The organism is Rhodococcus sp. AC861 (assembly GCF_979256035.1).
Genome location: NZ_CEEDMW010000001.1, coordinates 172579 through 185243, shown reverse-complemented (window position 1 = coordinate 185243; position 12665 = coordinate 172579). Strand labels below are relative to the sequence as shown.

12 protein-coding genes are annotated in these 12665 nt (G+C 66.6%); 3 read left to right on the top strand and 9 right to left on the bottom strand.

The features are described from left to right. Positions 1–22 precede the first annotated feature (22 nt). Positions 23–1576: a DUF2207 family protein gene (locus tag AC0IX4_RS00850; RefSeq protein ID WP_471827709.1), complete on the top strand. Its 1554-nt coding sequence runs from the start codon at positions 23–25 to the stop codon at positions 1574–1576. A 10-nt stretch (positions 1577–1586) separates the two neighbouring features. On the opposite strand, the gene AC0IX4_RS00845 is transcribed toward AC0IX4_RS00850, so the two are convergent. After that, positions 1587–2306 (bottom strand): TetR/AcrR family transcriptional regulator, encoded by a 720-nt coding sequence (locus AC0IX4_RS00845; protein ID WP_471827708.1) that lies wholly within the window; start codon positions 2304–2306, stop codon positions 1587–1589. Between the two features lie 81 nt (positions 2307–2387). Here AC0IX4_RS00845 and AC0IX4_RS00840 point away from each other — a divergent pair, with 81 nt between their 5' ends. After that, positions 2388–3236: an NmrA family NAD(P)-binding protein gene (locus tag AC0IX4_RS00840; RefSeq protein WP_471827707.1), complete on the top strand. Its 849-nt coding sequence runs from the start codon at positions 2388–2390 to the stop codon at positions 3234–3236. Positions 3237–3313: 77 nt separating this feature from the next. Further along, the gene (locus tag AC0IX4_RS00835) at positions 3314–4705 is read left to right on the top strand and encodes a nucleobase:cation symporter-2 family protein (RefSeq protein WP_471827706.1); all 1392 of its coding nucleotides are present in this window, start codon (positions 3314–3316) and stop codon (positions 4703–4705) included. Between the two features lie 6 nt (positions 4706–4711). Here the strand turns inward: AC0IX4_RS00835 and AC0IX4_RS00830 are convergent, their stop codons facing one another. Genes AC0IX4_RS00830 through AC0IX4_RS00795 form a run of 8 tightly spaced genes read right to left on the bottom strand, consistent with a single transcriptional unit; the run spans position 4712 to position 12374 of the window. Beyond that, a complete protein-coding gene (locus tag AC0IX4_RS00830) occupies positions 4712–5701 on the bottom strand; it encodes an LLM class F420-dependent oxidoreductase (RefSeq protein ID WP_471827705.1) in 990 nt (329 codons plus the stop codon). Positions 5702–5716: 15 nt separating this feature from the next. Then, positions 5717–6517 carry an SDR family NAD(P)-dependent oxidoreductase gene (locus AC0IX4_RS00825; RefSeq protein WP_471827704.1) on the bottom strand — a complete coding sequence of 267 codons (801 nt, stop codon included), beginning with the start codon at positions 6515–6517 and terminating at the stop codon, positions 5717–5719. Positions 6518–6525: 8 nt separating this feature from the next. Next, on the bottom strand, positions 6526–8334 hold the full coding sequence (locus tag AC0IX4_RS00820; RefSeq protein WP_042575311.1) for a glycoside hydrolase family 15 protein: 1809 nt from the start codon (positions 8332–8334) through the stop codon (positions 6526–6528). Beyond that, entirely contained in the window at positions 8331–8996 is a 666-nt protein-coding gene (locus tag AC0IX4_RS00815) for an HAD family hydrolase (RefSeq protein WP_042575312.1), read from the bottom strand. The genes AC0IX4_RS00820 and AC0IX4_RS00815 overlap by 4 nt, the downstream gene beginning before the upstream one ends. A gap of 37 nt (positions 8997–9033) precedes the next feature. Next, positions 9034–10452, bottom strand: a complete 1419-nt coding sequence (locus AC0IX4_RS00810; protein ID WP_471827703.1) for a hypothetical protein — start codon at positions 10450–10452, stop codon at positions 9034–9036. Then, the gene (locus AC0IX4_RS00805) at positions 10449–10976 is read right to left on the bottom strand and encodes a signal peptidase I (RefSeq protein WP_042575314.1); all 528 of its coding nucleotides are present in this window, start codon (positions 10974–10976) and stop codon (positions 10449–10451) included. The genes AC0IX4_RS00810 and AC0IX4_RS00805 overlap by 4 nt, the downstream gene beginning before the upstream one ends. A gap of 38 nt (positions 10977–11014) precedes the next feature. After that, a complete protein-coding gene (locus AC0IX4_RS00800) occupies positions 11015–11677 on the bottom strand; it encodes a hypothetical protein (RefSeq protein ID WP_042575315.1) in 663 nt (220 codons plus the stop codon). A gap of 22 nt (positions 11678–11699) precedes the next feature. After that, positions 11700–12374, bottom strand: a complete 675-nt coding sequence (locus AC0IX4_RS00795) for a SipW-dependent-type signal peptide-containing protein (RefSeq protein WP_042575316.1) — start codon at positions 12372–12374, stop codon at positions 11700–11702. Between the last annotated feature and the right edge of the window lie 291 nt (positions 12375–12665).

The window sequence follows — 12665 nt, the reverse complement described above, 5'->3', positions numbered from 1 at the left end:
GAAGTCTGCCTATCATGACCCCATGAGACGCACCCGGCTCGCGGTTCTGGTCATCTCGGCGACAGCAGCATTCGGTCTCGTCGGCTGTTCGGACAGCTCGTCGACGCAGGATCTGCAGTTCGACGGTCTCACCGCGGGACAACGCGTCTACGACAGCACGGGATACTCCCTCGACGCGGCGCAGTCGGAGCGTCTCGAGCGGCAACTCGACGAGGTCAGGTCGGACACCGGAGCCGACGTCATCGCCTACGTGCGGGAACTCGACGCCGACTCCGACGACACCCTCGATCAGGTGGAAGCGCTGCAGCAGGCGTGGGTGGCGGCGGCGGGTGTCGAGCAGGACACCGCCGGTGCCATCCTGATCAATCGGGAGCCCGGCACGGTCGACGAGGCACGTGCAGGCATCTTCCTCGGATCGACCTTCGACGACGGCAACGTTCCCGGCGACGAGCAGGAAGCGATCATCGAGGACGCGCTGATTCCGCCGCTGCGCGACGGTGATGTCGCCGGCAGTCTGACGAACGGCATCGACCGTCTGCAGTCGTCCATCCGATCCGGGCCTCCGGTGACGGCGCTGGACGAGTTCGCGGACGGGCCGGGATCGACCTGGCTGCCGTGGACCGGTCTGGCGGTCGTTCTCCTCGGCATGGCCGGTGCCTGGTCGATCTACCGTCGCCGCCCGCAACCCACGGTTTCAGCGCAGCCCCCGACGACGTATCGACCCGACCGCGACACCGATCCTGCCGTCGCGACCGCCCTGGTCCACCGCGGAGCGCAGGCGAGTGCGGTGCCGGCGACCGTGCTCGCTCTCGCCGCGGCCGACGCACTGAGCATCGAGGCCGACACGGCGACCGGGAAGTTCGGCGGCAAGCCCAAGGCCCGCGTCCGACTGCTCGATCACGGCAAGGTGCGCGGCGACGTGCAGGACGCCGTCTGGTCGATGCTGTCCGAGAAGGCCGACGGTGACGTCGTGTCGAGCACCGCGCTGGCGAAGATCGGCCAGGGCCACGGCACGACGAAGGGCGTCGTCGATGCCGTGCTGGAGACGAACGGGTGGAAGCAGCACGGGACAGCACGCCCGCGGTGGAGCCTTGCCGGACTTGCGGTGCTGGGCGGCGTCGTGATGGTGGGCGCGGGCGTCGTCGCCGCCTCCGGCGCACTCGTCATGCTGGTCGCCGCGATCCCCGGCGCGATTCTGCTTCTCACGGGACTCGTCATGGCCGTCGCGTACTCCGGCTTCTCGGTCGCGGGACTCGACGCGGCCCGCCCGTGGGAGGCCTACCGCGACGGACTGAAGCAGGCAGCGAAGGACGACGACGCCGTCGTCGATCTCGACGCGGCATTGCCGGACATCGTCGCGCTGGGCCTCGGTTCGGTGTTCGCGAAGCGACTCGAGGCGGCCACGGACAGCGGAACGTCCCTGCGCGCGTTCACCTCACCCGCCGGCTACGCAGCCGACCCCGCGCTGATGAACTGGGCGGTCTTCTCGTCGGTGTTCGCGTCGAGCAGTGGCAGCTCCGCCACGGTGTCCGGCGGCGGAGCAGGCGGGGGCGGCGGCGCGGCCGGAAGTACCTGAGGGCGTGACCTCACCGCGGTGCCGAGATCCGATCGAGCCATTCGATCAGGAGGGCGCGCTCCGATGCCGTGAGGGCATCCGAATCGTCAGCAGTGGAGCGTAATTCGATCGCGGACGTGACCACCGACGGTTCCGACCGCGCGGGGGTGTCGACGACGATGTGGCGGATCACAGCGTCGAACAGGTCGTCGGCGAGCCCCGGGTCACGGTCGGCGGGCGGCGTCGCGAGAATGGTCAGAACTGCACCCGTGCCTGCCGCGTGGACGATGTCGACTGCTCGCTTCTCGCTCACGGACAGCCGCCCGGCGCGGGCGACACGGTGCACTCGCGCCGCGAGAATCGACAGACCCTGCCGGGCTGCCGGAGACTCTCGCCCGCGCAAGGGATCGCTGAGAAGCGCGAACAAGGTGGGATTGGCGAGTCCGAAGTCGATCTGTGCACGCCATCCCGCGCGGAGATCGTCGACAGGGTCGCCGTGGCCGGCCATCTCGGAATCGACAGCGACCGCCTTCGATGTCACGTAGGTCGCCATGACGTGTTCGGCGACGGCGTCGAGGAGACCCTCCTTGTCGCCGAACAGTCGATAGATCGTGGGTGCCTGCACCCCCGCAGCATCGGCGACACCACGGGTCGTCACCGCGGATCGACCTCGTTCCTGCAGCAGGTTCGCTGCGACGTCGACGATTCTCGACCTCGCGCCGTCTCGGGGTGTCGTACGCGCGTCTGCCACGTAGCAACGATAACAAGACCGTGATACCACCGTGTTTCCGGTGCTACGCTGACATTGATATCGTCGATAACAGGAGAACTCATGATCGTCGTCACCGGAGCAACCGGGGCACTCAACGGTGCCACCGTGGACTACCTGCTCGAGCGCCTTCCGGCGTCCGACATCGCCGTCGCCGTGCGCGACACCGCCCGGGCACGCCGTTTCGCAGATGTCGGCGTCGAGGTGCGACACGCCGACTATGCCGATCCGTCGTCGCTGTCCACGGCGTTCGCCGGCGCCGACCAGGTACTTCTCGTGTCCTCGAGCGACCCCGGTGCCGACGCCGTTGCGCTGCACACCAGGGCAATCGACGCGGCAGTGGCGGCCGGTGTCGGACGCATCCTCTACACGAGCCATCAGGGAGCCGCTGCCGACAGCCCGTTCCGCCCGGCACGTGATCACGCGGCCACCGAGACTGCACTCGCCGCCTGCGGCGTGCCGTGGACGGCCCTGCGGAACGGCTTCTACGCGCACAGTCTGGACCTCGTGATGGGCGACTGGCGCACTACCGGCGTCGTCTCCATCCCCGTCGACGGCGCAGTGTCGTGGACCGCGAGGGAGGACTCCGCAGAGGCGGCCGCCGTCATCCTTGCCTCGGGTGAGGGTATCGACGGACCTGCGACGATGACGGCGCGCGAGGCGCTCACGTTCGGGGAAGTCGTCGCTCTCGCATCCGCCTCCGTGGGCCGCGAGATCTCCCTCGAGGTGGTCGGAGAGGAGAAGTGGGTCGCGGCGCGCGTCGCAGAAGGAACGAACGAATTCATGGCGCGCTTCACGCTCGGGATATTCCAGGCCGCCCACCAGCGAGGCTTCGCTGCCACGGATCCCTTGCTGGCAACGCTCCTCGGCCGCGAACCACGAACGGTGCAGCACGTCCTCGGCGCCTCCTGACCTCGGGTCGCCCGCTCGTAACGATCCGGAAACCGGGAAACACGGCAAACGAAACCGACGGCGCCGACACTGTTCCCATGGTGTCGTTGTCGAAGTTCACACGGGGTCGAGCGGGCACACATCCGGTCGACGACATCCCGCCTCTGTCCGTGCTGGCGCCGCTGGGCCTGCAGCACGTGCTCGCGATGTACGCGGGTGCGGTCGCCGTCCCGCTGATCGTCGGCAGTGCTCTCGTCGCTGCGGGCGAACTGCAGTCGAGCGATCTCCCGTATCTGATCACCGCGGATCTGTTCGTGGCGGGAATCGCCACGCTGATCCAGGCGGTAGGTTTCTGGCGATTCGGCGTGCGACTACCGCTGATGCAGGGATGCACGTTCGCCGCAGTGACACCGATGATCGCGATCGGCTCGCAATACGGCGTCACCGCCATCTACGGTTCCGTGATCGCCTCCGGAATCTTCATGATGGCGTTGGCTCCGGTGTTCGCGAAACTCCTGCATCTGTTTCCGCCGTTGGTCACCGGTACGGTCATCCTGATCATCGGGCTCTCGCTGATGCCGGTCGCGGCGGGATGGTTCGGCGGCGGCACCGGTGCGGACGACTTCGGTGAACCGAAGTACATCGGCATGGGCGCGCTGACCTTGCTGATCATTCTGCTGATCGAACGTTTCGGGCCCGCACCGGCGAAACGCCTGTCCATCCTGCTCGGCCTCGTCATCGGCACGATCATCTCGGTCCCGTTCGGCCTCACCGATTTCAGTGGAGTGGCCGAGCAGGACTGGGTGGGCGTGACCACGCCGTTCCACTTCGGGTTCCCGACGTTCGAGATCAGCGCGATCATCACCATGTGCATCGTGGCGCTGGTCATCATGACCGAGACCACGGGCGACATCATCGCTGTCGGCGAGATCGTCGACAAGAAGGTTCCGCCTCGCCGCCTGGCCGACGGACTCCGTGCGGACGGATTGTCGACGATGCTCGGCGGCATCTTCAACACGTTCCCGTACACCGCATTCGCACAGAACGTGGGCCTCGTCGCGATCACCGGGGTCAAGACTCGACACGTCGCCACGTTCGCCGGCGGCATCCTGATCCTGCTCGGCCTGCTGCCGAAGCTCGGCGCCGTGGTGGAAGGCGTTCCGCTACCCGTGCTCGGCGGAGCCGGCATCGCGCTGTTCGGCATGGTCGCCGCGAGCGGCGTCAGAACACTGGCACAGGTGCGGTTCAACAACACCAACATCCTCGTCGTGGCTGTCTCCGTCGGAGTCGGCCTGCTTCCGACCGTCTCCCCCGACCTCTACGACAAGTTCCCCGACTGGTTCCAGACCATCTTCCACTCCGGCATCAGTGCCGGTGCGCTGTGCGCGGTCGTGCTCAACCTGCTGTTGAACTCGGAGTCGTTGCGCGACAAGCTTTCCGAGGACACAGATCCGCCGGCCCACGACGCTGTGCGTGGACCGGCGCTCTGATCTTCTCTACGACGAGGCGGAGCGAAGCTTCTCGAGCAACGGGCCGGCGGCCTCGGCGAGGAATCGATCCTGCGTCTCGTCGCCGACCTGCACCAGGGCGATGTCGGTGAATCCTGCCTCCCAGTAGGGCTTGACCTTCTCGACGATCGCATCGAGGTCCGGACCGCAGGCGATGGTCCCCGCGACATCCTCGGGTCGGACGAACTGGGTGGCACCGGCGAAACCGGCCGTCGTCGGAAGATCCGCGTTCACGGCCCAGCCACCGGCGAACCAACGGAACTGATCGTGAGCGATCCGGATCGACTCGTCCTCGTCGGGACCCCAGCAGATGGGGATCTGCCCGATCTTCTTCGAGTCACGACTCAGACCGGTGCCGATGTGCCGCGCCTTGTCCCAGCCCTGGACCAGCTCCGACTTGGGCTCGGTCGAGATCATGTGGTCACCGAGCGGGGCGAAACGCTCGATGGACTTCGACCCCGAGACCGCGATGCCGATCTCGAGCGGTGTGTCGGGGGTGTCCCACAGCCGGGCGGAGTCGACCCGGTAGTGCTCGCCTTCCCACGTGACCAGCTCCCCCGACTGCAACTGCCGAATGATCTTGACGGCTTCCTCGAACATGTCCTGGCGCTTGTCCACCGACGGCCAACCCTGGCCCACGACATGCTCGTTCAAGTTCTCCCCGCTGCCGAGACCGAGGGTGAAACGGCCGTCCGACAAAATCTGCAGGGTCGCTGCCTTCTGCGCGACGACCGCGGGGTGATACCTGATGATGGGGCAGGTCACGTACGTGTAGAGCTCGACCGTCGACGTCGCGTGCGCCACCGCACCCAGCATCGTCCATGCGTAGGAGGCATGCCCCTGCGAGGACAGCCACGGCGAGTAGTGATCGCTCGACACCTCGAAGTCGAAGCCGGCGTTCTCCGCTTTCACCGCGTAGTCGACGAGCTGCTTGGGGCCGCTCTGCTCGGTCATGAGGGTGTATCCGAAACGGGTCATGGGAAGTGGTCCTCTCTAGATGGTCGCGACCGAACCGGAGTCGACGCGGTAGTTGGAGCCGTTGACGAAGCTGGCACGCTCCGAACACAGGAACGTGACCACCGACGCCACTTCCTCCGGGGTACCCCGTCGACCGAGTTCCATGAACGGCCGATCCTCTTTCAGGAAGCTCTCGATGGCCTCGTCGCGATCGGTACCGCGCTCGTCGGCGCGCTTGTCCATCATCGCGTCGGTCATCGGCGTGTGAATGAAGGCAGGAGACACCGCGTTGACCAGGACACCCTCGGACGCATAGGTCTTGGACAATCCCTTGACCAGCGACAGGATTCCGGCTTTCGCTGCGCAGTACGGCAATTCGTCGATGTAGGGCTGCTCGGCGTCTTCCGATGCCAGCAGCACGATGCGTCCCCACCCGCCCTGGCGCAGCTCCGGGAGGAACGCGCGCACGACGCGCACCGGACCGAGAAGGTCGACCTCGATGGTGGACGACCAGCCGTCGTCGTCGATCTCGTGGAACATGCCCTGCGCGCCGGTGATCCCGGCGCTCTGCACGAGGATGTCGACGGTGCCGAGCGCCTCGACAGCCTTGGCATGCAGCGCCTCCACCTCGGCCGGCTTGGTCACGTCGGCGGCGAACGCGGTGACGGATCCGTCAGGCCCCGTCAGTTCTGCCGCACCGGCAGCGAGCTTGTCCTGGTCCTTGTCGGTGACGAAGACTCGGACGCCCTCGTCGAGAAGCATCTGCGCTGTGCACCAGCCGATTCCCGAATCCGCTCCGGTGATGACTGCTGTGCGTCCCGTGATTCCGAGGTCCATGTGTGGTCCTACTTTCGTGTGTCGGAGGTCGTGTGGTCGTGACCGCTGGCCAGTGTCAGCGCTGCGTTGATGAGCGCCAGATGGGACAGGCCCTGCGGGAAGTTGCCCAGGAACGTCGAGGGTTCGCCCTCGGCGGATCGGTCGGGGTCGATCATCTCGGCGAAGAGCCCGACGTCGTTGCCGGTCGTGACGAGCCGGTCCATCAGAGCGGAGGCCTCCTCGTCGCGGCCGAGCTTGGCCAGTGCGCTGACGACCCAGAACGAGCAGGCGACGAAGGTGCCCTCCACCATCCGCATTCCGGAGTAGCGGTAGAGATGATCTCCGGAGCCGAGTTCGTCGCGAAGAGCGTCCACGGTCCGGGACATACGGTCGTCGTCGACGCACCGACTGCCCGCGTGCAGCAGCACGGATGCATCCAGTTCATCGGTTCCCGGGTACCAGATGTACGCACCGCGAGACTCGGACCAGCAGTTGTCCGCGATCCACTGCGCGATATGGTCGCGCTCGGTCACCCACCGATCCGCGATACCCGGGATCATGCCCTGCTCGGAGAGGTGGACGGCGCGATCGAGCGCGTGCCAGCAACCCATCTTCGAGGACGTGTAGTGCTGCTCGGTGGGCAGCTCCCACATGCCGGCATCCTTGCGTCGCCAGATGTCGCACGTGGTGTCCGCGATCTGCGCGAGCAGTCGGCCGGTGGGGGCGTCGAGGATGTTGCCCGCGTCGACGTACAGCGACACGATGTCGAACAGGTCGCCGAAGATACCCTGCTGGAGCTGCGTGGCCGCCTCGTTGCCGTTGACGACCGGGCCGATGCCGCGCCACCCCGGAACGTCCGGATAGCTCGACCCCGCGGGAACTTCACCGTCGAAGGTATAGAACACCTGCGTGATCTGCTCGTTGCTGCGGATGATGCGAAGCAACCAGGCGACCGCGGCGTGCACTTCCTCGCGAAGACCGAAACGGATGAGCGCTTTGATCGTGTAGGCAGCGTCGCGCACCCACGCGTAGCGGTAGTCCCAGTTCTTCGCACCGGCCCACCGCTCCGGGAGCGACGTCGTCGCAGCAGCCGCGATGGCACCGGACGGGCTGTACAACAACAACTTCAAGGCAAGGGCACTGCGATGGACCTCGTCGTGCCAGGGTCCGTCGTATCGAAATTCTTCGGACCACATCTGCCAGTTGGTGATCGTCCGGTCGATTCCTGCATCGACATCCTCCGGCACCGGGAGATACAGCGGCTCCACCTCGGTGCCGACCACGGCGACCAGTGACCGGGTACCGACCTCGGTGGTGAATCGCCCACTGATGGAACGGGATCCGAGCTCGACGTCGTCGGCATTCATCGTCCGCACACCGAGGCTGACGCCGTCCACCCGCAGTACCGTCCCGTGCACGGTCTCGTACGACCACGGGGACGCGGTCCCCAGGCACGTTCCGGGCGCCACTGTCCACTCCATGTCGACGCTGCCCTCGACGCCCTCGATGCGTCGGGCGAGCTCGGTCCACGGAAGACGGCCCGCCACTCCGGTATTGAGCGAATCGGTCACGTTCACGACACCCGAATCCGTGGTGAACGTGGTCACCAGGACGTTCGAGCCGTCCGCGTAGCGACGCGTCGCCGTGAAGTCCGCCGCCGGCCGCATCGAGATGTACCCACCGGCATCGGCGTCGAGCAGCGCCGCGAACACCGGTGGCGTGTCGAGGTTGGGTACCGGGAACCAGTCGATACGTCCGTCGTTCGCGATGAGCGCGACGGTTCGGCCGTCGCCGATCGCGGCGTAGTCCTCGATCGCCGCGTAGTCGTTCTCTCTCATCCGAGGCGCGCAACCATGGAACTGTCGAGGTTCGCCAGTAGATCGGCCGGATCGTCATACACCGCAACGGCTCCCGCATCGATCAACTCGGCGGCCGACACTCCGCCGCTCCGCACACCGATGCAGGGGACACCGGCGGCCACGGACGCTTCGACGTCCCATACCGAGTCGCCGACGAACACGGCGTGATCAGCGTCGACCCCGGCCTTGTCCAGCGCGATACGAACGATGCCCGGCTCCGGTTTCGCCGTCTCCACATCCTCCGACGACGTCAACTCCGAGACGATCTCCTCGACCCCCAATAGACCGCGAAGGATCGCGAGTTCGTTCTCCGGAGCCGAGGTGGCCAGAACGACCTGCAGCCCGCGGTCCGCTACCGCGCCGAGCAGATCGAGCGCACCGGGCAGCGGCGACAGCAGGGAGGACATCTCCTCGTAGTACTGCGTGTGCAGTTCCTTCGCATGCGAGGCAGCGGCCTCGTCCGCGTCGCCGGCCAGCGACGACAGCAGCTTCGCGCCGTCCATTCCGATCGAGCGGTGGATACGCCACGAGTCGGCGGCGATCCCCGCATCGGCGAACGCTCGCGCCCATGCGTGGACGTGCGCGTAGTTGGAATCGACGAGTGTGCCGTCGATGTCGAACAGAACGGCGGGGGAAGTCACGCATGGTGGCTACCCGCGGAGGGCCGTGGACAAACGATCAGCCGCGCATCGCGGCTGCGACCGTCACCACGTCACCGGCGGTGGTGACCGGCGTCCATAGGCCGTCCATCGTGTTCGCAGCCACACCTACTGCTGTCAGTGCATCCGGATCGAAGGTAAGGACAGAGCCGTCGGAACACGCGAAGCTAACGGCGTCGGAGCCGACCGTGCACCGGGTCCCGCCGGACGTCGTGATGGCTGTGACAGCACCCGACCCCGAGAACGACGTCACGGCAGGGGGTGTCGTCGTGCTGGTGACAGGCGGTGTCGTCGTGCTGGTGACAGGCGGTGTCGTCGTCTTCGTCGTTGTGGCCTCGAAGGTCGTGGTGGCATCCTCCGACGTCGTGGTAATCGACGTCGTGGGCGCTGTCGTCGTGGCGGGTTCAGTCATGGGCGCTGTCGTCGTGGCGGGTTCAGTCGTGGGCGCAGTCGTCGTAGTCGGTTGTTCCGGGGCCGCGACACGCGCGGCAACGGCAGCGGTGGTCGCGACAGGACCCGTCGCTCCGCTTCCGCACGCCGCGTCGACGAGAACGAGCGTGAACCTGATGTCCAGCAGAATGTTCCCGAGAACTCCGAGCCGCAGAATCCTGCCGTTCTCCAGCACGAGGCTCGAGCGTGCGGACGTCGTCGTGCCGATGACACTGCGGAGAGTCCCCGACACTCCGGGAACGACCACTGTCGATCCGCTCTGAGGGAAGTCGAACGACGTCGTGCCGCCTGCGGGCGGTACGGCAACGACGCTTCCGCCTCGAACGGAGATCGAGCCGCGGGGGTTCGATGCCGTCACGTTGGCGGCACTCGGAGCGGCTGCGGTGTACGTGGGACCGGACGACGTCAGGTCACAGGACACGGAGGACGTCACGGGGGACGGAACTGCGACCACGTCCGTCGAACCCAGCCCCAGGAGCGAGAGCAGTGATGCGTACAGCGTGTAGGAGGAGAGAGTCGCACTCGCGTTCACTCTCTGCGACGGAACCGTGACACACGGCGCAGGAGTCGCAGGTGCCCATCCGTAGGCCGCACACGCGGCGCCCGTGATCGGTGTCCCGGCGACTGCGCCTCGCGAGGTCAGCTCGTTGGCCAGACCGAGCACCCCGGCGCTGCTGTAGGGCCCGGCCGTCGTTCCGGTCGCCGTACCCGGAACCGCCTGCGACCTGGCTGACGACGGTCCCGGCCACGGTGGGTTGGTTCCGCCCCTCAACAGATCGAACGCGACGCCCGACGCCGAGGCGACGCGGCCGACTTCCGCGTAGGCGCTTCCGGCATTGGGCCACGACCCGCTCGTCACGGTGGCCGCAGCATGGTCGCGTCCTTGCCAGGCGGCGTCGGTGGTCTCGGTTCGCAGCACTGTCGACACGATGGTCAGAAGCAGGGCGGCGAGGGCGAGCGCTGCCGGGCATGAGCGATGGGTGGTCATTGCTGCCGCTTCGGTGACCGTGGCCAGAACATCGCCACGACCAACACGGTGATGCCGATGGTCAGCAGGCCGAGAACGATGGGATTCGAGAACCACACGACGACCTTCGCGAGGCCGGGTACGGACCAGAGGACCTTGCGCACCTCCCGCACGCTGTAACCCGCCGGGTCCTCGTACTCGTTGGCGTCGCCCTTCAACTCGAGGAACGTGTCACCGTCGCGTCCCGGCGACGTCTCCACCACTCGATGCGTGACCGGAAGCTCTCCGACCCGGTCGACGGTCACGACATCCCCGGGAACGACCGAGTCTGCAGGGACTTCTCGGACGACGGCGAGGGAACCGGTCGGGATGGTCGGCGCCATCGACCCCGTCTTGAACATGATCAACGAGATGTTCATGGTGAAGGACAGGATCACCAGAACGATGCAGACCACACCGCCGAGTGCGAGAACGTTCAGCACCACGTCACCCGCACGCGACACGGCCGAACGGCGTCGGGGGCGGGCTGCGTGTCGAGTCGACATGTCACGTGTGCTTTCTGGTGATGCGGAAGAATGGTCGGTCACGCGGTACCCGGGAAGGTCCAGGTGGCGGACACAGATTTCGACGCGGCTGCCGAGCTGGTCCACACCGCGAGAGTGTCCGGCAAAGTCACCCGGAAGCACAGCGGCACAACGGAACCCGCGATACCAGGTGATCCCGCCGGGAGAATCACGGCGCCGGTAGCCGAATCCGCGGACATCGCGACACCGCCCGTCGAGGAACCGACGACGTACGACGCGGTCGAGGTGAACGCAGCACTGCCGCAGATCGTCGATCGGATCACCGCGTACTGCAACACCTCTCCCAGACCCGTGCCCGTCGGCGTCGTACCGTCGACAGTCACTGCCACGGTCGGCGAACCGACGGCAGCGCGCAAGGAGATCGGGGCGTAGGACGACTCGCCCGGGAGCAGGGGCGCCGCGGGTGTCAGCGAGAGCAGAGCCGGCGCGCTCTGCGGATGCATCGAGTACGCGCCTCCGCTCACCGACGATTCGAAACCGAAAGCCTGTGTCGAGAAGGATGTTCCACCCAGGACCTTGTCGGTCCACGATGCTGCGACGTCGGTAGCCGTCACCGCCGCCACGACGACTCCGCCGACGAGTCCCAGCGCGGCACCGACCCGGATCCGCCGACCGATGTCGGAGATCCGGGCCGGGGCGCTACCGGCTGCATGTCGAGACATGTCGAGATGATCCAGCGATCGATTACGGAGTGGCCGGGACGACCGCCTCGGCCTGGAACTGCCACGTCAGGGTGTTGGTGGTCTTGCCGGCAACCTGGTCCGCCGTGGCGCTCGCGGGCAGCGTGACCGCGAAGCAGAGCGGGAGAGCAGTGCCGGCCTTGGGGAGAGTGATGGCCTTGGCAGCACTACCTGTTCCCAGGGTGCTTCCCGCCGCGACGACGCTCGCCCCACCGGTGATCGTTCCTGCGGTGCAGTTGGCGGCCGTGACATTGCTGACCACCTGGTAGGTAAGGAAGGACGTCAGCGGTCCCGTCGTCGGAGTCGCACCGACGAGAGTCACCGCGGCGTCGTATGCGCCGCCGGCCGTGGGACCCAGGCCGACACGCAGAGCGACGGGCGCATACACCGTCGTGCCGGGGCTCAATGCCGCGAAACCGGTCGTGTAGTTGAACGTTCCTGCTGTGCCGGTGGTGTTGTACTCCTGCCACGCGCCGGAGCCCGCGGCCGAGAAGTCACCCTGGACGTTCCAGTTCTCGGCTGTGAACTGTGCCTGCCCGAACACGTTGTCGGTCCACGCCGCCAGGGTGACCGCCGCTCCGATACCGAGTACCAGTCCGCCGGCGAGCAACGCACGAACCTTACGGCGCCGGTCGTCGCGCCGATCGGGTTCCTGATGGTTGATGAGATCGGTCGTCATGGCGGTCCCCGTTTCGGCTCGTAGCGCCATTCCTCAATGGCTGCGAGCGAACTGTAGAACCATTACTCGGCTTTCACATACCGAACGTTCCGCCTTTCTTGCCAGCCGTCTGGCGGTACCGGCCGTCACACGAACCGGCAGAGGTCGACACTCACAGGAAACCGTCGCGCACACGTCGACCGGCCACGATCCGCCGATCGATCAACGGTTGTGACGGCAAAACAGCGAATCGGACATAAAACGCTTGGCTCCCCGCCAAACGTGATTTGTGTCACAGCCGCACGGACGAAC